At 75.9% G+C, this 18,606-nt stretch carries 18 protein-coding genes; 6 read left to right on the plus strand and 12 right to left on the minus strand.

What is annotated here, in order from left to right; genetic code table 11:
• Positions 1 to 10: 10 nt before the first annotated feature.
• On the plus strand, positions 11 to 757 hold the full coding sequence (locus tag BUE37_RS13295) for an SDR family oxidoreductase (RefSeq protein WP_073420568.1): 747 nt from the start codon (positions 11 to 13) through the stop codon (positions 755 to 757).
• A complete protein-coding gene (locus BUE37_RS24195; protein ID WP_083628616.1) occupies positions 754 to 2,862 on the plus strand; it encodes a phosphotransferase in 2,109 nt (702 codons plus the stop codon). Before BUE37_RS13295 ends, BUE37_RS24195 begins: the two co-directional genes overlap by 4 nt.
• Here BUE37_RS24195 and BUE37_RS13310 read toward each other — a convergent pair.
• The 8 genes from BUE37_RS13310 to BUE37_RS13345 form a co-directional block, all read right to left on the minus strand.
• A complete protein-coding gene (locus BUE37_RS13310; RefSeq protein WP_073420569.1) occupies positions 2,859 to 3,719 on the minus strand; it encodes an alpha/beta hydrolase fold domain-containing protein in 861 nt (286 codons plus the stop codon). The genes BUE37_RS24195 and BUE37_RS13310 overlap by 4 nt on opposite strands.
• A 4-nt stretch (positions 3,720 to 3,723) precedes the next feature.
• Entirely contained in the window at positions 3,724 to 4,704 is a 981-nt protein-coding gene (locus BUE37_RS13315; RefSeq protein WP_073420837.1) for an NAD-dependent epimerase/dehydratase family protein, read from the minus strand.
• Between the two features lie 34 nt (positions 4,705 to 4,738).
• Positions 4,739 to 5,419 carry a SemiSWEET transporter gene (locus tag BUE37_RS13320; RefSeq protein ID WP_073420570.1) on the minus strand — a complete coding sequence of 227 codons (681 nt, stop codon included), beginning with the start codon at positions 5,417 to 5,419 and terminating at the stop codon, positions 4,739 to 4,741.
• A gap of 218 nt (positions 5,420 to 5,637) precedes the next feature.
• Complete coding sequence (locus BUE37_RS13325; protein ID WP_073420571.1) at positions 5,638 to 6,240, minus strand: ClpP family protease; 603 nt, start codon at positions 6,238 to 6,240, stop codon at positions 5,638 to 5,640.
• A 176-nt stretch (positions 6,241 to 6,416) separates the two neighbouring features.
• On the minus strand, positions 6,417 to 9,299 hold the full coding sequence (locus BUE37_RS13330; RefSeq protein WP_073420572.1) for a vitamin B12-dependent ribonucleotide reductase: 2,883 nt from the start codon (positions 9,297 to 9,299) through the stop codon (positions 6,417 to 6,419).
• Between the two features lie 133 nt (positions 9,300 to 9,432).
• The gene (gene nrdR, locus BUE37_RS13335) at positions 9,433 to 9,972 is read right to left on the minus strand and encodes a transcriptional regulator NrdR (protein ID WP_073420573.1); all 540 of its coding nucleotides are present in this window, start codon (positions 9,970 to 9,972) and stop codon (positions 9,433 to 9,435) included.
• Positions 9,973 to 10,397: 425 nt separating this feature from the next.
• Positions 10,398 to 11,060 carry a hypothetical protein gene (locus tag BUE37_RS13340; protein WP_139252955.1) on the minus strand — a complete coding sequence of 221 codons (663 nt, stop codon included), beginning with the start codon at positions 11,058 to 11,060 and terminating at the stop codon, positions 10,398 to 10,400.
• A 134-nt stretch (positions 11,061 to 11,194) separates the two neighbouring features.
• Complete coding sequence (locus tag BUE37_RS13345) at positions 11,195 to 11,836, minus strand: LysM peptidoglycan-binding domain-containing protein (RefSeq protein ID WP_073420575.1); 642 nt, start codon at positions 11,834 to 11,836, stop codon at positions 11,195 to 11,197.
• Positions 11,837 to 12,128: 292 nt separating this feature from the next.
• Here BUE37_RS13345 and lexA point away from each other — a divergent pair, with 292 nt between their 5' ends.
• The gene (gene lexA, locus BUE37_RS13350; protein WP_073420576.1) at positions 12,129 to 12,932 is read left to right on the plus strand and encodes a transcriptional repressor LexA; all 804 of its coding nucleotides are present in this window, start codon (positions 12,129 to 12,131) and stop codon (positions 12,930 to 12,932) included.
• 70 nt (positions 12,933 to 13,002) lie between these two features.
• On the opposite strand, the gene BUE37_RS13355 is transcribed toward lexA, so the two are convergent.
• The 3 genes from BUE37_RS13355 to hflX all read right to left on the minus strand — a co-directional run bounded on the left by BUE37_RS13355 (position 13,003) and on the right by hflX (position 16,432).
• Positions 13,003 to 14,091, minus strand: coding sequence for a flagellar basal-body rod protein FlgG (locus BUE37_RS13355; RefSeq protein ID WP_245794590.1), 1,089 nt, complete (start codon positions 14,089 to 14,091; stop codon positions 13,003 to 13,005).
• On the minus strand, positions 14,063 to 14,812 hold the full coding sequence (locus tag BUE37_RS13360) for a phosphatase PAP2 family protein (protein ID WP_245794592.1): 750 nt from the start codon (positions 14,810 to 14,812) through the stop codon (positions 14,063 to 14,065). The genes BUE37_RS13355 and BUE37_RS13360 overlap by 29 nt, the downstream gene beginning before the upstream one ends.
• A gap of 123 nt (positions 14,813 to 14,935) precedes the next feature.
• On the minus strand, positions 14,936 to 16,432 hold the full coding sequence (gene hflX / locus BUE37_RS13365) for a GTPase HflX (RefSeq protein WP_073420578.1): 1,497 nt from the start codon (positions 16,430 to 16,432) through the stop codon (positions 14,936 to 14,938).
• Between the two features lie 163 nt (positions 16,433 to 16,595).
• On the opposite strand from hflX, the gene BUE37_RS13370 reads away from it, so the two are divergent.
• Complete coding sequence (locus BUE37_RS13370; protein ID WP_073420579.1) at positions 16,596 to 16,811, plus strand: hypothetical protein; 216 nt, start codon at positions 16,596 to 16,598, stop codon at positions 16,809 to 16,811.
• Between the two features lie 37 nt (positions 16,812 to 16,848).
• Here the strand turns inward: BUE37_RS13370 and BUE37_RS13375 are convergent, their stop codons facing one another.
• Complete coding sequence (locus tag BUE37_RS13375) at positions 16,849 to 17,463, minus strand: TetR-like C-terminal domain-containing protein (protein ID WP_073420580.1); 615 nt, start codon at positions 17,461 to 17,463, stop codon at positions 16,849 to 16,851.
• Between the two features lie 76 nt (positions 17,464 to 17,539).
• Between BUE37_RS13375 and BUE37_RS23895 the strand changes: the two genes are divergently transcribed.
• Both BUE37_RS23895 and BUE37_RS23140 read left to right on the plus strand, forming a co-directional pair.
• Positions 17,540 to 18,229 (plus strand): hypothetical protein, encoded by a 690-nt coding sequence (locus tag BUE37_RS23895; protein WP_073420581.1) that lies wholly within the window; start codon positions 17,540 to 17,542, stop codon positions 18,227 to 18,229.
• On the plus strand, positions 18,226 to 18,600 hold the full coding sequence (locus BUE37_RS23140; protein WP_175562866.1) for a nuclear transport factor 2 family protein: 375 nt from the start codon (positions 18,226 to 18,228) through the stop codon (positions 18,598 to 18,600). The genes BUE37_RS23895 and BUE37_RS23140 overlap by 4 nt, the downstream gene beginning before the upstream one ends.
• Positions 18,601 to 18,606 lie beyond the last annotated feature (6 nt).

An 18,606-nucleotide genomic window follows, 5' to 3' on the forward strand; every position in this document is an offset into this window, starting at 1 on the left:
AGGGGTGGACATGGGCAACGGCACCGTCGTCATCACGGGCGCCAGCGCGGGGCTCGGCGCGGAGATGGCGCGGCAGTTCGCCGCCCGCGGCTGGGACCTCGCCCTGTGCGCCCGCCGCACCGACCGGCTCGACGCCCTCGCCGCGGAGATCCGGGAGCGGACCGGCCGGCGCGTCGAGACCGCCGCCCTCGACGTCACCGACGCCGACGCCGTCCCCGCCGTGTTCCGGCGGTTCGACGAGGCGTTCGGCGGCCTCGACCGGGTCGTGGTCAACGCGGGCCTCGGCAAGGGTGCACCGCTGGGCACCGGCCGCGCCGACGCCAACCGCGAGACGGCGATGACCAACTTCGTCGGCGCGCTGGCGCAGTGCGAGGCGGCGCTCGAGGTCTTCCGCCGCCAGCGGCGCGGCCACCTCGTCCTCGTCAGCTCCATGTCGGCGCTGCGCGGGATGCGGCGGAGCATGACCACGTACGCCGCCACCAAGGCCGGCGTCGCCGCGCTCGCCGAGGGCCTGCGCTCCGAGCGCATCCCCGGGGTCGACGTGTCGGTCGTCTACCCCGGCTACATCCGCTCGGAGATGAACGAGCACGTGCAGCAGGCCACCCGCTTCATGGTCGACACCGAGACCGGCGTGCGGGCGATGGTCCAGGCGATCGAGGCGCGGAAGGCCAAGGCGTACGTGCCGGCCTGGCCGTGGGTACCCATCGGCGTCGCGATGCGCGTCCTGCCCCTGTCGGTCGTGCGGAAGCTGTCGTGACCGACGCGCGCCCGGTCCGCGCCGAGGACGCCTTCGACGTCGAGGCCGTCGCCGCGTGGCTGGCGCGGCACGCCGACCCGCAGCGCGCCGGCGTCGACCTCGGCGCCGTCCCCGAGGTGCGCCAGTTCTCCGGCGGGGTCTCCAACCTGACCTACCTGCTGCGCTACCCCGACGGCGACCTGGTGCTGCGCCGGCCGCCGCGCGGGCAGCACACCGGCACCGCGCACGACGTCGCCCGCGAGTACCGCGTCCAGGAGGCGCTGGGCCGGGTGCTGCCGGCGGTGCCGCGGACGGTCGCGCTGTGCGAGGACACCGCCGTCGTCGGCACGCCGTTCTCCGTCGTCCGGCGGATCGAGGGGCCGATCCCCCGCCGCAGCCTGCCGCCCGGCGTCGACCTGACCCAGGACCAGGTCGCGGAGCTCTGCCGCAACGTCGTCGACCTGCTCGTCGACCTGCACCGCGTCGACGTCGACGCCGCCGGGCTGGCCGCCCTCGACCGCGGCCCCGGTTACGTGCGCCGCCAGGTCGACAACTGGACGAGCCGGTACGCGCGGGCCCGGACCCGCGACGTGCCCGGCTACGCACGGGTGACGGCGTGGCTGGCCGCGCACCAACCCGCCGACCGGCCGCACACCCTCGTGCACAACGACTTCCGCTTCGACAACGTCGTGCTCGACCCCGCCGACCCGACCCGTCCGGCCGGGCTGCTGGACTGGGAGCTGGCCACCGTCGGCGACCCGCTGATGGACCTCGCGAGCGCGCTCGGCTACTGGATCCAGGCCGACGACGGCCCGCTGATGCGCCGGTTCAGCCGCCAGCCGACGACGCTGCCCGGGATGATGACCCGCGAGCAGGTCGTCGCCCACTACTGCGCGCGCACCGGCGAGCGCGTCACGAACGCCGAGTGGGCCTGGTACGAGGTGTTCGGCCTGTTCCGCGTCGCGGTCATCGCCCAGCAGGTCTACGCCCGCTACCGCGCCGGGCAGACGACGAACCCGGCGTTCCGCTCCTTCGGCATCGCCGTCCGGCTGCTCGAGCTGCGGTGCCGCCGGGTGATCGCGCGGGCGGAGCGGCTGACCCCCGACCGCGCGGCCGCCCAGGTCGGCAGCCCGCTGCTCACCCGCCGCCGGATCCGCCCGCGCCGGTGGACCCCGCCGCCGTTCGCCGACCCCGGCCCCACCGCCCCGCTGCGGATCTCCCGCCGGCTCGACCCCGGCGGGCACGGCCCCGAGGACGTCGTCCTCGACGACGCCGGGCTGGCCGTCACGGGGCTGCGCGACGGCAGCGTCGTCCGCGTCGACGTGCGCACCGGGGAGCGCACGGTGGTCGGCCGCACCGGCGGGCGGCCGCTCGGCGTGGAGCCGCTCCCCGACGGCGCCGTGCTGGTGTGCGACCACGACCGCGGGCTGCTGCGCGTCGGCCCCGACGGCGCGGTCGACGTGCTCGTGGGCGAGGTCGACGGCGAGCCGGTGACCTTCGCCAGCAACGTCGTCGCCGCGCCCGACGGCACCGCGTGGTTCACGACGTCGACCAGCCGCTGGGACGTCGAGCACCACCTCGGCGACGTGTTCGAGCACTCGGCCACCGGCCGGCTGCTGCGGCGCGACCCCGACGGCACGGTGACGACGGTCCTGTCCGGGCTCGGCTTCGCCAACGGCCTGGTCCGCGCGGCCGACGGCTCACACCTGCTGGTCGCCGAGACCAGCCGCTACCGGGTGCTGCGGCACTGGCTCGCCGGGCCGCGCGCCGGCACCACCGAGCCGCTCGTGGAGAACCTGCCCGGCTTCCCCGACAACGCCTCGCTCGGCAGCGACGGCCTGCTCTGGGTGGCGATCGCCGCGCCGCGCAACGCGCTGCTCGACCGGCTCCTGCCGCTGCCCGGCGTGCTCCGGCTGGCCCTGTGGAACGTGCCCGAGCGCGTGCGGCCGAGGGCGACGCCGATCGCCTGGGTGATGGCCTTCGACCCGGCCGACGGGCGCCGCGTGCACGACCTGCGCGCTCCCGACGCCGGGTACGGCTTCGTCACCGCGGTCGCCGAGCGCGACGGCACGGTCGTCGTCGCCGGGCTGCACGAGGACGACCTGGCGGTGCTCGACCGCTCCTAGCCGGTGACCGCGGCGACGAACGCGCGGGTGCCGGCGCGGCCCTCCGGCGTCGGCGTCAGCGAGTAGACGTGCACCGCGCGCCGGACGGCGGTGACCTCCACCCGCGTGCCCTCGGCCGCCGCCCGGTCCCGCAGCCGCAGGACGTCGGGGTACAGCAGGTCGCGGGTGCCCACCCAGACGCGCACCGGCGGGAGGCCGGCGAACGGGCCGTGCAGCGGGCTGAGCCGCGGGTCGGCCGGGTCGTCGCCGCCGGCCCACGCGCGCCCGGCCTCGCGCAGGCCCGCGCTGGACAGCCACGGGTCGCGGGCCTCGGCCACCGCGACCGCGGGGTCGGCCAGCGCGAGGTCGAGCCACGGGGCGATCAGCGCGACCTGGCGGGGCTGCGGTCGGCCGGAGCCGAGCAGGGTCTGCGCGAACCCGAGCGCCAGCCCGCCGCCGGCCGAGTCGCCGGCCAGCACGACGTCGTCGCCGAGGTCCGGGTACAGGGCGTCGAGCAGCCGGTACGCCTCCCGGTACGTGTGCCGGGGCGCGAGCCCGTAGTCCGGGACCACCACCCGCGCGCCGGCGTCGGCCAGCCGCCCGGCCAGCGTCCAGTGCTGCGGCGCCGCGCCCGCGACGTACGCGCCGCCGTGCAGGTACAGGACGGTCCGCGTCGCGCCGCCGCGCGGGGTCACGGTGGTCACGGGGAAGCCCTCGACGTTGCGGGTGTCCACCTCGTGGCGACGGCGCAGCGCCGCGGGCGCCGCCGCGGCCGGGCCCGGGTCGGCCATCCGGCGGCGGGCCGCCTCGGCGGTGGCCATCCGCGGCTTGGCCGTCAGCCGCAGGTACGCCGCGACCGCCCGCATCCGCACGCTCATGCGCTCACCCTCGCACGGTGTAGGGGCCGGTCGACGTCGGGTGGTAGCCCTTGGCGCCGACGCTGCGGGCGAGCGCGCTGCGCGGCGGGCGGCCGGCGGCGAGCGCGTCGAGGGCCGCGCGGAAGTCCCACTCCGGGGTCCACCCGAGGTCGGCGCGGGCGGCGTCGTTGACGTACACCCGGTCGATCGAGGGGAACAGCCGCCAGCCGAGCCGCGCGTACAGCTCCGGGGCGTCGGGGAACAGCCGGGCGACGACGGCCGGCGCGTCGGTGCGCAGCCGCGCGAGGTCGCCGCGACCGAACGGCGTGGTGGCGCTCACGACGTACCGGCCGAAGCCGAGGGCGGGCGCGCGGTCGAGCGCGGCCCGGTGCGCCGAGACGACGTCGGCGAGGTCGACCCGGCGGTACAGCAGCTCGTTGACCTTGACGTTGTCGTCGGCGTACGCGGTGCGGACGTCGTCGCTGTCGTCGCCCTCCGGGAAGAACCGCGAGGTGCGCAGCACGACGACGGGCAGGCCGGTGTCGCGGGCGACGAGCTCGGCGAGGTCCTCGGCGGCGACCTTCGTGGCGCCGTAGACGTTGCGCACGCGCGGCGGGACCGCCTCGTCCACCCACGCCGCGGGCTCCCCCGGCGCCGGGGTCAGCGCGCGGCCGAAGGCGCTGGTCGTGCTGGTGACCACCGCCCGCCCGACCCCGGCTGCCGCGGCCTCCTCCAGCACGGTCAGCGTGCCGGTGACGTTGGTGTCGACGAACTCCTGCCGGCTGTGCGTGCCGACGTGCGGCTTGTGCAGCGTGGCGGTGTGCACGAGTGCGTCGGCGCCGCGGACCGCGGACCGGACCGCCGCGCGGTCGCCCACCGAGGCGACGACGTCGGTGGTCGGCGCGGGCAGCAGGTCCAGGCCCACGACGTCGTCGCCGGCCTCCCGCAGCACGCGCACCAGCGCCTCGCCGAGGTGGCCCGAGCTGCCGGTGACCAGGACGCGCACGTGCTCCACCCTGGCACGGCGCCGGGGCGTGCCGTCAGGCCGCGGCGGCCAGGCGGGGACGCGGCCGGCGGGCGGCCAGCGCGACCACCGGGGCGAGCGGGCGGCGGCCGGACACCACGGCGAGGGTGACCAGCGCGCAGGCGAGCCCGACCGCGGCCGACAGCGCCATCAGCGACTGGTCCGCGACGGCGCCGTACCCGGCCCACGCGGCGCACGAGCCGGCGCCGAGCCACCACCGCACCGGCGACATGCCGGACAGGTCCTGGCCGCGGTCGCGCAGCAGCGCCAGCGGCTGCGGCAGCGCAGCGGCTGCGCCGACGACGGCGGCGACCGCCGCGAGGACGTCCGCGGCCCCGGACGGCGCGACCCCGAGGAGCAGCACGGCGCCGGTGCAGCCGGCCGTCACCGCGGTCAGGCCCGCGGCGCACGAGGCGGTGCGCAGCAGCGCGCGGCCGGTGCGCAGGTCCGGCCGGGCGAGGAGCAGGGCGGCCAGCACCGCGGTGTTCCCCGCCCCGACGACGGTGTTGGTGACCACCTGAGCGGGGTCGGCGATCAGGAGCCCGACGACGAGCCAGGACAGGTTGAGCGGGGCGGCGAGCCAGGCGGCCGAGGGCGAGAGGCCGGCGGTGCGGCCGTGCCGGCAGGACAGCCAGACCTGGGGCCAGATGACGGCGATGCTGAGGACGGTCGCGACGAGGCCGAGGGCGGCGGGCATGGCGGAGCGGGATCCGTTCGGGTGGTGCGGGCGAGGCCGGCCACCCGCCGGGAGACGGTGCTCCTCCGGGCCGCGGTCCCTCGTCGCCGAGCGGATCCGCCGGCGCTGCGCGGTGGCCGCACGGGTCATCGGCATACCGGAACCGATTCGTCACCCGATCCCCCGCGTCGGCGCTGTGACCTCGCTCGCGCCCCTCCCCGCTGCGCCCGCCCGCCGCCTCAGGCGCGCGCGGCCGGCAGCGCGGCCGCGGAGGAGACCACGTGGTCGACCAGGCCGTAGGCGCGCGCCTCCTCCGGGGTGAACCAGCGGTCGCGGTCGGAGTCGCGCTCGATGCGCTCGACGTCCTGGCCGGTGTGCAGGGCCTGCAGCTCGTTCACCTGGCGCTTGAGGCGGCGCAGCACGTCGGCCTGGATGGCGATGTCGGACTGGGTGCCACCGACGCCGGCGGAGGGCTGGTGCACCAGGATCCGGGTGTGCGGCAGCGCGTGGCGCTTGCCCGGCGTGCCCGCGGTCAGCAGGAACTGCCCCATCGACGCCGCCATCCCGAACGCGTACGTGGCCACGTCGCAGCCGATGAACCGCATGGTGTCGTAGACGGCCAGCCCCGCGTCCACGGAGCCGCCCGGCGAGTTGACGTAGAGGTGCACGTCGCGGTGGGGGTCGTCGGCGGCGAGCAGCAGCATCCGCGCGCACAGCTGGTTGGCGACGTCGTCGTCGACCGCGCTGCCGAGGACGAGGATGCGCTCGCTCAGCAGCTGGTCGGAGACGGCGTCCTGCAACGACCGGGCGCCGCTGGCCTCTCGCATGGTCGGGTGGGACATGGTGCCTCCTGCGTCGCCGGGACCGGACGACCGCAGTACAGCGGGAATGGTCGCGGAATGCGCCGGGAGAATGGCCCATTACGCTTCCCGCGCATTTCTTGTGCCGAGCGCGGAAAGACCGGTGCCCCGGCCCCGCGAGTGCGGGACCGGGGCACCGGTCGTGGATCAGCCGTCGGTCAGCTGCAGCCGCTGGTGGAGCCGCAGCCCTCGCAGACGTAGCAGCTGCCGGCCGGGCGCATCTTCGTGCCGCAGGTCATGCACAGCGGCGCGTCGGTGGCGGTGCCGGTGACCAGCTCGAGGAGCTCGGCCGAGGAGTGGGCCTCCTTGATCGACTTCGGGCCCTCGGGGGTGACCTTCTCCTTGGCCACGCTCGTGGTGCCGGCCTCGGTCGGCACCGAGCCGCGCAGCGCCTCGACGTCGACCTCCTCCTCGACGACCTCCGCGGTGGAGGCCGAGCCGTAGTTCCCGGCCACCTGCGCGGCGCGCTCCTCGGCGCTGAAGATGCCGAGGGTGGCGCGGGTGTCGACCGGCAGGTGGTCGAGCGCCAGGCGACGGAAGATGTAGTCCATCACCGACTGGGCGATGCGGATGTCCGGGTCGTCGGTCATGCCGGCCGGCTCGAAGCGCATGTTGGTGAACTTCTGGATGTAGGTCTCCAGCGGCACACCGTGCTGCAGCGCGATCGAGATGCCGATCGAGAAGGCGTCCATGACACCGGCCAGGGTCGAGCCCTGCTTGCCCAGCTTGAGGAACACCTCGCCGAGGCTGCCGTCCTCGTACATCCCGGCCGTCATGTAGCCCTCGGCGCCGGCGACGCTGAACGACGTCGTCATGCTCTGGCGCTTCTTGGGCAGCCGACGGCGCACCGGGTGCGACGTGGTGGCCACCGGGGCCGCCTCGACCTCGGCCACGGTCTCGGTCTTCTTGGCCTTGGCGTCGGACAGCGGCTGGCCGACCTTGCAGTTGTCGCGGTAGATCGCCAGCGCCTTGAGGCCGAGCTTCCAGCCCTGGAAGTAGATGTTCTCGACGTCCTCGACGGTCGCCGTCTCCGGCATGTTGACCGTCTTGCTGATGGCGCCGGAGATGAACGGCTGCACCGCGGCCATCATCCGGACGTGGCCCATCGGGGAGATGGCCCGCTCGCCCATGGCGCAGTCGAAGACCTCGTAGTGCTCCGGGCGCAGGCTCGGCGCGTCGACGACGTGGCCGTGCTCGGAGATGTACTCGACGATCGCCTCGACCTGCTCGTCCTGGTAGCCCAGGCTCTTGAGGGCCCGCGGGACGGTCTGGTTGACGATCTGCATGGAGCCGCCGCCGACCAGCTTCTTGTACTTGACCAGCGAGAAGTCCGGCTCGATGCCGGTCGTGTCGCAGTCCATCATGAAGCCGATCGTGCCGGTGGGGGCCAGCACGGAGGCCTGGGCGTTGCGCCAGCCGTTGTCCGCGCCGATCTCCAGGCACTCCTGCCACTGGGCGGTGGCGACGCGCAGCACGTCGGCGTCGTCGGCGCCGACCGGGCGGATCGCGTCGTTGGCCGCGGCGTGCTTGCGCATGACCCGGGCGTGGGCGTCGGCGTTGCGGGCGAAGCCCTCGTAGGCGCCGACGATGCCCGCCAGCTCGGCCGAGCGCCGGTAGGCGGTGCCGGTCATCAGCGAGGTGATCGCCGCCGCCAGCGTCTGGCCGCCCCGCGAGTCGTAGGCGTGGCCGGTGGCCATGAGCAGCGCGCCGAGGTTGGCGTAGCCGATGCCCAGCTGGCGGTAGGCGCGGGTGGTCTCGCCGATCGGCGCGGTCGGGAAGTCGGCGAAGCAGATGGAGATGTCCATCGCCGTGATGACCAGCTCGACGGCCTTGACGAAGGTCCGGGAGTCGAAGGTCCCGTCGTCCTTGAGGAACTTCATGAGGTTCAGGGACGCCAGGTTGCACGAGCTGTTGTCGAGGCTCATGTACTCCGAGCAGGGGTTGGACGCGTTGATCCGGCCCGTCTCGGGGTTGGTGTGCCAGTCGTTGATCGTGTCGTCGTACTGGATGCCGGGGTCGGCGCACTCCCACGCGGCCTGGGTGACCTTGCGGAACAGCTCCTTGGCGTCGACGGTCTCGATCACCGAGCCGTCGAGCCGGGCGCGCAGACCGAACGGGTCGCCCTCCTCGACCGCGCGCATGAACTCGTCGGAGACGCGGACGCTGTTGTTCGCGTTCTGGTACTGGACGCTGGTGATGTCCTTGCCACCGAGGTCCATGTCGTAGCCGGCGTCGCGCAGCGCGCGGATCTTGTCCTCCTCGCGCGCCTTGGTCTCGATGAACTCCTCGATGTCGGGGTGGTCGATGTCGAGGACGACCATCTTCGCGGCGCGACGGGTGGCCCCACCGGACTTGATGGTGCCGGCGGAGGCGTCGGCGCCGCGCATGAAGGAGACCGGGCCGGAGGCGGTGCCACCGGAGGACAGCAGCTCCTTGGAGGAGCGGATGCGGGAGAGGTTCAGGCCGGCACCGGAGCCGCCCTTGAAGATCAGGCCCTCCTCGCGGTACCAGTTCAGGATCGAGTCCATCTCGTCGTCGACGGCGAGGATGAAGCAGGCGCTGACCTGCTGCGGGGCGCTCGTGCCGACGTTGAACCACACGGGGCTGTTGAAGCTGAAGTACTGGTGCATGAGCATCCAGGTCAGCTCGTGCTCGAAGACCTCGGCGTCGCCCTCGGTGGCGAAGTAGCCGTGCTCGCGACCGGCCGCGCCGTAGGTGAGCACCACGCGGTCGATCAGCTGGCGCAGGCTGGTCTCCCGCTGCGGGGTGCCGACCGCGCCGCGGAAGTACTTCGTCGTGACGATGTTGGTGGCGTTGATGCTCCACTCGGCGGGGAACTCCACGCCGCGCTGCTCGAAGTTGATCGAGCCGTCGCGCCAGTTGGTCATGACGACGTCGCGGCGCTCCCAGGTCACCTCGTCGTACGGGTGCACACCGGCGGTGGTGAAGACGCGCTTGATCTTCAGGCCCTTCCCCCGGGTCGGCGCCTTGGCGGCGGCGCGACGCGTACGGCCTGCCACGCGGTCCTCGGTCTCGGTCACGAGCTCTCCCTTGGTGATCGGTGCGGGCGGCTGGGGAAGAGAGCCGCCCCTGTTCTAGCGGGTGGTGCTGACGGTTCTGGCTGTCCTGCGGGGGCCGTCGGCGGCGCTGCCGGCGGGTGGTGCTCGGGGATGGTCAGGTGCCCGCCGGGGCGCTGCGCCCGCCGCCCCGGCGGCGGGGCACCGGGGGCTCGAGCTGCAGGCCGGGCAGGGGCGGGGTGCCGCCGCGGTGGTGGCGCTCCCGCAGCTCGGTGATCTCCTTCTCGAAGTCCTCGACCGAGGTGAAGGCGCGGTACACGCTCGCGAAGCGCAGGTAGGCGACCTCGTCGAGCTCGCGCAGCGGCTGCAGGATGGCCAGCCCCACCTCGTTGCTCGGGACCTCGGCCACGCCGCTCGCGCGGATGGTGTCCTCCACCTGCTGGGCCAGCTGCTGGAGCTGGTCCTCGTCGACCGGCCGGCCCTGGCAGGCGCGGCGCACACCGGCGACGACCTTGGCGCGGTTGAAGGGCTCGCTGACACCGCTGCGCTTGACGACGGCGAGCACCGCCTCCTCCACGGTGGTGAAGCGGCGACCGCAGGCCGGGCACGAGCGGCGGCGGCGGGTGGTGGCCCCCTCGTCGGCCTCGCGCGAGTCGATCACCCGGCTGTCGGCGTTGTGGCAGAACGGGCAGCGCACTGCGGTTCACCTCCTCCGCGGACGGTCGGGCTGTGGACCCCTCTGGGGACATCCGGTGGAGACGCCGGGGAAGACCTGAGGACGAGCTGTGGAGGACTTCCATCGGTGCAACTACTAGATGTAGGGGGACAGTAGGCCGCCCTCCACTACATCTGCAAGACGATGCCGGGCGTGTCTCTTCCCGCGCGACGAGACCGTGACTCACTGGTGACCAGGCGCGAGCAGTTCTCCCAGCCGTCACACGACACGCCGCGGCGCCGCGCGTGTCGGCGCGCGGGAGGCCGGGAGGTGGCGTACACGCGACGGCCGGGGCACTGCCTCCGCGCGCTGCTCCGGGCACTGCTCCGGGCACTGCTCCGGGCACGCCGGAGGGACGCGGGAGCCGGCCGGACCGGCCCCCGCGGGACGTCCCGGGAGGAGCGCGCTCAGGCGGTGGGGACCGCCGGGCGGCCGCCGCGGGGGTTCGGCACGAGGTCGCCGAGCCGGATGGGGCGGGTGAGCAGGTCGGGCTCGGGCGCGGGCAGGCGCACCGCGGGCGCGACGACGGTCGCGTCACCGACGGGGGCCGCCACGGCAGGGGCCGCGACCGGGATCCCGGCCGGGTTCGCGGCAGAGGTGGCGGCAGGGTCCACGACGACCGCCGGCATCTCCGTCGTGAGCGCGCGGTGCCGGCCGGGGACGGCCTCGGCCGGCGCGCGGTGGCGGCCGGCGCCGGCGGCGCCGACGGCCGGCTGCTCGGCGGTGACGTCGCCGCCGTGCCGCCGGGACCGGCGCGACGCACGGGACGCGCGGCGCCCGCCGGCCGGCGCGCCGGACCCCTGGTCGAGGACGGGCTCCGGGGCGGGAGCGGGGGCGAGCGCGAGGTGGCGCTCGGGCAGCCGCACGTCGACCAGGCCGACCCACGTGCCGGCGCCCTCGACGACCCCGGGCACGTCGGCCCGCAGTCGCACCCAGGCCTCGCACGCGCCCGTCGCGTCGTGCCGCCAGCCGAGCATCGCGCCCGGCACCCAGGCGCCCTCGACGAGCACCTCGACGTCCTGCGGGGACCCGAAGGACACCGCGGCCCTGCTGTTCACGGCTGCTGACACGCTCCTGACCGTAGGTGCCGATCCGACCTCGGCGGGTGAGCGACCGGGGGCCGATCGTTGACGAACTCCCGCCGCGCTTCTCGTCACTTCTCCGACCACCACACCGACACCGGCCTCAGCACCCGGGACCCGGCTCAGGGCAGCCGGAGCACCTGGCCGACCTCGACGACGGAGCCCTCGAGGTCGTTGAGCGCCTCGATCGCGTCGACGACGGCGCGCACGTCCTGGTCGTCGCGGGCGACCTCCGCGGCGATCGACCACACGGTGTCCCCCTCCCCCACCACGACGCTGCTGCCGGCGGCCAGCTGCAGCCCCTCGTCGGGCGCGAGGACCTCCCGGCCCAGCACCGCGCCGCCCACCCCGGCGGCGAGCACGAGGACGGCGACGAGCCGCCGCCCGCGGCCGGTTAGCCGGACCGGCACCGGGGCGGGCGCGGCCGGACGGCGGCCGGACCCCCGCGCGGGCTCGGCGCGCACCGGGCGGCCACCGGGCCGCGCCGGGTCGCGCCGGGTGCGCGGCGCCTCGGCGGCCGGACCGGCGGAGGGACCCGTGGCCCGCGGCGCCGCGACGGCCCGCCGGTCGGGCACCGGGCGCAGGTGACCGGCCACGCGCGGACCGGAGCCCGGCAGCGCGCCCGCCTCCCCCACGGCGCCGGCGGGCCGGCGCGGCGGCGTCCGGCGGGCCGCGGGCGCCGGTGCCCGCTCGTCGAGGAGCGGCCGCCACGGCACCCGCACCGCCGCGTCGAACTCGAGCACTGCCTGCCGCACGCCGCCCATGACCCGCTCCTCCTCGTCGACCGCCCTCGAACGCGCGTTCGATTCGAACGTCTGTGCGATGTCTACCGCATGCCCCCGACGAGGTCGACACGACACCGCGGGTGTTTCGAACACACGTTTGAAGTGGCGGCCCCGAGGCGCTACGGTCCGACCAGCACCCCGTCCGTCCGGTGTCCCCCGCGGGACGTCCGTCCGCTCCCTCCCGGTCCACCCGGGAGCCGGGCGGCCGCCCGGGCGGCACGGCAACCGAGCAGGAGACCAGGTCGCGGCACGCGGCCGGCGAGGAGGAGACGTGGCGGGCACGAGCGGGACCGGCCGGCGCACGGACGGCGAGACGGCGCGGGGCACCACGGCCTCTCGCCGCCCGGCCGCCCGGCGGGGAGCGGACGCCGGGGGCGCCGCCACCGCCACGGGCACCGCCGCGGTGCGCACCTTCCCCGACCGGGCCGAGGCCGGCGACGGGCTCACCCAGCGCCAGCGCCGGGTCCTCGAGGTCATCCGCGACTCGATCGAGCGCCGCGGCTACCCGCCCTCGGTCCGGGAGATCGGCGAGGCGGTCGGCCTGTCGTCGGCGTCGTCGGTCGCCCACCAACTGTCGGTGCTGCAGAAGAAGGGCTGGCTGCGGCGCGATCCGAACCGCCCCCGCGCGCTGGACGTCCGGCTGCCCGGCGACACCGCCGCCGAGTCGGCGCCGGCCGCCCCGGCCGCCGACGGCACGGCCGCCCCCACCTACGTCCCGCTGGTCGGCCGGATCGCCGCCGGTGGCCCGGTGCTGGCCGAGCAGGCGGTCGAGGACGTCTTCCCGCTGCCGCGCGAGCTCGTCGGCGACGGCACGCTGTTCATGCTCAAGGTCGCCGGTGACTCGATGGTCGACGCGGCCATCTGCGACGGCGACTGGGTCGTCGTGCGCCAGCAGCCGACCGCGGAGAACGGCGAGATCGTGGCCGCGATGCTCGACGGCGAGGCCACGGTGAAGACCTACAAGCGGCGCGACGGGCACGTGTGGCTGCTGCCGCACAACCCGGCGTACGAGCCCATCCCGGGCGACGAGGCGACCATCCTCGGCCGGGTGGTCACCGTCCTGCGCCGGGTCTGACGACAGCTCCCGGGGTCCGGCCCGCGCGCCGGACCCCGGGCGGGTCCGGGGCGACCCGCGGGCGGTCGCGTCAGGCGGCGGGCGGCTGGTCGGGCGAGCGCCGCCAGCGCAGCCGCCCGGCGAGCCACACGAGCAGGGTGGCCACCGCGGCGGCGAGCAGCCCCGCGGCCAGCGGGGGCGTGCCGTCGTCGCCGCCGTCGAGCAGGCCCGACGGCCCGGCAGCGGTCGACGCGGGCGTCGCGGGTGCCGCCGTCTCCGCGGGGACGGGCACGAGCGTGACGTCCCCGGGCAGGCCCTCCCCCGCCACCAGCAGCGCGCCGCCGTCGGCAGTGAAGGACACCGCCTCCCCCTGCGGCGCGTCGGGGAGCGCCACCCGCACCGGCTCGCCGGCGAGCGCGGCCGGGACGTCGGAGCCGGCGAGCGGCCAGACGTAGGCGTCGGTGTAGGTGCGCAGCGCGATGCGGCTGCCGTCGCGCGCCACCGCGCCACCGGTCACCAGCAGCTGTCCCGCGCGGCCGACCGGCCCGCCCGGCGTGCCGGTCAGGGTGAAGGTCACCGTCCCGACGTCGGCCAGCGCGACCGTGCCGCCGTCGACCAGCGGCGCCGCGGGGCGGTAGACGTGGCTCGCGCCCAGCACCTCCTTGGTCACGATGTACGGCGTCCCGTCGGGGGCCACGAGCAGCGCCTCGGCGTCGTGCGGCCCGTCGGGATAGGTGAGCCGGTACAGCGCCGTGCCGCCGTCGGGGCGCAGCGCGATGAGCGCGACGGTCGCCCGGGTGGCGTTGTTGTCGCCGGTGTCGGCCAGCCACACGGTGCCGTCGGCGCCGACGCCGAGGTCCTCGGGGTCGTAGGGGTCCAGCGGCGCGGTGGTCACGTCGACGACCTGGCACCCGCCGTCGAGGACGGCGACGCTCACCTGGTCCCCGCCGTCGGGGATGGCCAGCATCCGCTCGCCGACGTCGACGAGCCCGGACAGCTCGGCGAGCCGCGGGTCGGTCACCTGGCAGCGCACCGACGGCGCGCCCGTCTCCTCCGCGCGGGCGGGGGCCGCGAGCAGCGCGGGCAGCAGGGCGAGCGCGAGGGCCGGCGCGAGGACCGCGGCCGATGCCCGTCCCGTGCGCGCGGTCGCGCTAGGCGGGAGGACGGCCGGCTCGGGCACTCGCCCAGCGTGACAGGACGGATGCGTCGAGTGCGTGCACCACGCCCAGGAGGAGCAGCCCGACGGCCGCGCCGACGACCGCGTCGGTGACCCAGTGGAAGTCCAGCGACACCATCGCGATCCCGGTGGCGACCGGGCCGACGACGGCGAGCCACCACAGCAGCGTCTGCACGCGCGGGGGCAGGGCGTACTCGGCGGCCTGCCAGCGCGCGACGCCCCACATGAGCACGGCGTTGGCCACGTGCCCGGAGGGGTAGCTGGCGCCGTCGCGGTGGAAGAAGGACCCCGGGTAGGCGGGGGCGGTCCGGCCGGTGCCGAACTTGAAGGCGTAGACCACGACGGTGAGCAGGACCAGCGCAGTGAGCACCCGGACCAGGGGCAGCAGGGTGCGCCCGCGCACGCACAGCCAGGCCACCAGCCCGGCGAAGACGATGAGGATGGTGCCGCGGCCGCCGACCTGGGTGACCACCCAGACCGGCCAGTAGGCCGGCGAGTCCCGCAGGTCCCAGCGGCTCACGACCTCCGAGACCTGCAGGTCCAGCCGCTCGAGGACGCCGCGGCTGAGCAGGTCGGCGGTGACCGCGACTGTCACGGCGAACGCGACCAGCAGCAGCCACCACGGCGGCCGGCCCGCGCGCACGGCGGGCGGCGGCACGGACGCGTCGCCGTCGGCCGGCGTCCCGCCCCGCACGGCGCCGCTCATGACACGGCCGCTGGTCACGTCGTCACGGTACCGGCCCGTGACCCACCCGTGACCTCCCGAACGGGGGACGGCGAGCCGCCCGGGTGACCGGCGGGGGCCGGACACCCGGGCGGACGCCGGGAGGGGACGCGGGAGGAGCGGTCAGGCGACGGGGACGGCGAACCGCTCGAGCGCCGCGGCCAGGCCCCCGTCGACGCGGGCGGTCAGCCGGGTGCCGGCCGCCTCGTGCAGCTCGCTGAGCACCTCGCCGTCGCGGTGCACGCGGGCCACCAGGTCGCCCCGGTCGTAGGGCACCAGCACCTCGACCTCGACGTCGGGGTGCGGCAGCCGCGCCGACACGATCTCGCGCAGCTTCTCGATGCCCTCGCCGGTGCGCGCCGAGACCGACACCGCGCCGGGCAGCGCCTGACGGAGGGTGAGCACGTCGTCCTCGGTCATGGCGTCGACCTTGTTGACGACGACGAGCTCCGGCACCGCGGCGGCGTCAATCTCGCGCAGCACCACGTGCACCGCGTCGATCTGGCCGAGCGGGTCGGGGTCGGAGCCGTCGACCACGTGCAGCAGCAGGTCGGCGCCGGCCACCTCCTCCAGCGTCGACCGGAACGCGTCGACGAGCTGGTGGGGCAGGTGCCGCACGAACCCGACGGTGTCGGTGAGCGTGTACTCGCGGCCGTCGGGCGACTGGGCCCGGCGCACCGTCGGGTCGAGGGTGGCGAACAGCGCGTCCTCCACCAGCACGCCCGCCCCGGTCAGCCGGTTGAGCAGGCTCGACTTGCCGGCGTTGGTGTAGCCGGCGATCGCCACGCTCGGGACGGCGTTGCGGCCGCGGGCCGAGCGCTGGGTGGCGCGCGCGGTGGCCATGCCGGCGATCTCGCGGCGCAGCTTGCTCACCCGCGCGCGGATCCGCCGGCGGTCGGTCTCGATCTTCGTCTCACCGGGACCGCGGGTACCGATGCCGCCACCGCCGGCGACGCGGCCACCGGCCTGCCGGGACAGCGACTCACCCCAGCCGCGCAGGCGCGGCAGCATGTACTGCATCTGCGCCAGCTCGACCTGGGCCTTGCCCTCCCGGCTGGTGGCGTGCTGGGCGAAGATGTCGAGGATCAGCGCGGTCCGGTCGACCACCTTCACCTTGAGGATCTTCTCCAGCGCGTTGAGCTGGCCGGGGGTCAGCTCGCCGTCGGCGATGACGGTGTCGGCGCCGGTCGCGGCCACGATGTCGCGGATCTCGGCGGCCTTGCCCGAGCCCACGTAGGTGCCGGCGTCGGGCTTGTCGCGCCGCTGGCTCACGGCCTCGAGCACCTCCGAGCCCGCCGTCTCGGCGAGCGCGGCCAGCTCGGCCAGCGAGCGGTCGGCGTCGGCCTGGGTGCCCTCGGTCCAGACGCCCACGAGCACCACGCGCTCGAGGCGCAGCTGCCGGTACTCGACCTCGCTGACGTCGGCGAGCTCGGTGGACAGGCCCGCCACGCGGCGCAGCGCGCCACGCGCCTCGAGGTCGTAGGAGCCGGTGGTCCCGTCGACGTCGTCGGGGGTGTCCCACTGCCCGGCCGGGGCGGGGCGGACGTCGGCCGGCGAGGCGGCACGGTCGGCCCGGTCCTGTGCGTCGGCGAGCACGGCGCGGTTCTGTGCGGTCGTCATCACGTCCAATGTGACACGGGCGGGAGCGGCGGTCACCTGGGTTGTCTTCTCTGCAGTCGTCATACGCCGGGTACAACACCGGAACGGGTCAGGTGCATCCCGCGGGGAGCCGGGTAGGGCGCGACGAGGACCACGACGACGACGCCGACCCCAGGAGGCACCCGTGAGCACCAGCAGCAGCGAGGGCATCGAGGACCCGGGCCGCGACCCCGCCGGCCTCGAGGTCCCCCGCAACCCCTTCGGCGGCGCCGACCAGGACACCGGTCGCGGCGAGCCGCGCGGCACCGGCAACGTGGGCCCCGGCGACAAGCCGGAGGCGCCGACCGACGAGCCGGAGACCCGCGCCGACACCCCGGACGACCCCGCGGCCGACCGCTAGCGGCAGCCGGCCGGGTCCCGCTGCGGGCCCGGCCGGGTCACAGTCCCGACTCGACCATGTCGAGGGTGCGCTCGAGCACGCGCTCCCGGCGGTCGGGCGGCAGCCGGCGCAGCGGGCCCTCGGTCAGCAGCACCGCCAGCCCGTGCACGGCGGCCCAGGCCGCGGCCGCGGCGTCGGTCCGCCGGTCCTCGTCGAGGACGCCCGTGTCGACCAGGTCCGCGATGCATGCCTCCAGGACGCCGAACGGGTCGGCGCCGGGCAGGCGGCCGCGGTCGTGCCGGTTGGCCACCTGGAACAGCCCGGGCTCGTCGAGGACGAACTCCACGTAGGCGCGGCCGGAGGCGCGGAACCGGCGCCGCGCCGCCGTCGCGGTGCCCGGCGCCGGCTCGGCGTCGGCGTCGGCGTCGGCGTCGGCGATCCGTGCCGCCAGCCGCTCGGCCAGCCGCCGGCGTCCCACGTCCCCCACGGCCACGAGCAGGTCCTCCCGCCCCTCGGGGAAGTGCCGGTAGGCGGCGGAGGCCGAGACCCCCAGGCCCGCGGCCAGCCGGTTGAGCCCGACCGCCGCCTCGCCCCCCTCCCGCGCGGCGGCGACCGCGGCCTCGACCAGCGCCGCCTTGAGGTCGCCGTGGTGGTAGGTCGCCCGCGCCGTCACGACCGCATCCTGCCACTGATGTTGACGCCGTTCACACCTCGGCCTATGTTGATGCCGTTCACACAGGAGGTGTGCGGTGTACGTGTCGTGGACGGCCCTGGAGCTCGGGGCCCCGGCCGCGGTGTGCCCCTGGCGGCCCGCCGGTGCCGCGTCCAGCCAGGCCGGCATCGCCGGTGCCGGACGGGCCGAGCTGCCCGAGGACCCCGGCACCTGGTGGTCGGTCCTCGGGACGTGGGACGACCCGGTGGAGGCGCTGCGCGCGGCACCGGCGCCCGGCGGCCCGGTGCGCGCCGCCTGGCACGTCGTCGTCCAGCCGGTGTCCTACCGGGGCGACGCGGTGCTCGCCGGCGGCGCACGCCCCTTCGACCGGCTCCCCCGCCGCGGGAAGGTGGCCGGCGCCGCCGCCGTGATCACCCTGGCCGGGCTGGGGGACGACGCCGCGCGCACCGGGGAGTTCCTCGAGCGCTTCGGGGTCCTGGGCCGGCAGGTGGGCGACGCCCCCGGCTCCCTGGCCGCGCTCGTCCAGGCGCCGGACGACGGCGCCGTCCTCACCTTCTCCGCGTGGCGCACCCTGCGCGACGCCGTCACGTGGGCCTACCACCGGCCGGAGCACGCCGCCGCGGTCGCGCGGCACGAGGCCCACCGGCTGCTGCCGAGCACCGGCTTCCTCCGCTGTGCCGTCCTGGGCAGCTCCGGCACGCTCGGCGGCACCGACCCCCTCGCCGGCCTCACCGGCACCCCCGTCCTCCCGGAGGAGACCCCGTGACCACTGCCGATCACCTCGACCCCGTGGACGCCTACGGGGCGGCCTGGCTCGCCACCGATGCCGCCGAGCGGCTGTCCCTGCTCGAGCGGGCCTGGGCGCCCGACGGCGTCTACTGCGACCCGCTCGCCCACGTCACCGGGCGCCAGGCGCTCTCCGACCACATCGCCGGGACGCAGGAGCAGCTCGCCGGTGGCCGCGTGGAGGTGACCAGCCGCCCCGTGCGCCACCACGACAGCGCGCTGTTCCACTGGCGCATTACCGACGCCGCCGGCACGACGGTGCTCACCGGCCTCGACGTGGTCCAGGTCGACGACGAGGGCCGCATCCGCCGGCTGACCGGCTTCTTCGACGACGCCCCGGCCCCATCCTGACCGGCG

Origin of the sequence: Geodermatophilus nigrescens (genome assembly GCF_900129495.1) — a bacterium.
Taxonomy (GTDB): domain Bacteria; phylum Actinomycetota; class Actinomycetes; order Mycobacteriales; family Geodermatophilaceae; genus Geodermatophilus; species Geodermatophilus nigrescens.

Excerpts from the sequence above, each read along its gene's own strand:
- BUE37_RS13295 (WP_073420568.1), top strand. The coding sequence starts at position 11 with ATGGGCAACGGCACCGTCGTCATCACGGGCGCCAGCGCGGGGCTCGGC.
- BUE37_RS13310 (WP_073420569.1), bottom strand. The coding sequence starts at position 3,719 with ATGAGCGTGCGGATGCGGGCGGTCGCGGCGTACCTGCGGCTGACGGCC.
- BUE37_RS13320 (WP_073420570.1), bottom strand. The coding sequence starts at position 5,419 with ATGCCCGCCGCCCTCGGCCTCGTCGCGACCGTCCTCAGCATCGCCGTC.
- BUE37_RS13325 (WP_073420571.1), bottom strand. The coding sequence starts at position 6,240 with ATGTCCCACCCGACCATGCGAGAGGCCAGCGGCGCCCGGTCGTTGCAG.
- BUE37_RS13345 (WP_073420575.1), bottom strand. The coding sequence starts at position 11,836 with ATGGGCGGCGTGCGGCAGGCAGTGCTCGAGTTCGACGCGGCGGTGCGG.
- hflX (WP_073420578.1), bottom strand. The coding sequence starts at position 16,432 with ATGACGACCGCACAGAACCGCGCCGTGCTCGCCGACGCACAGGACCGG.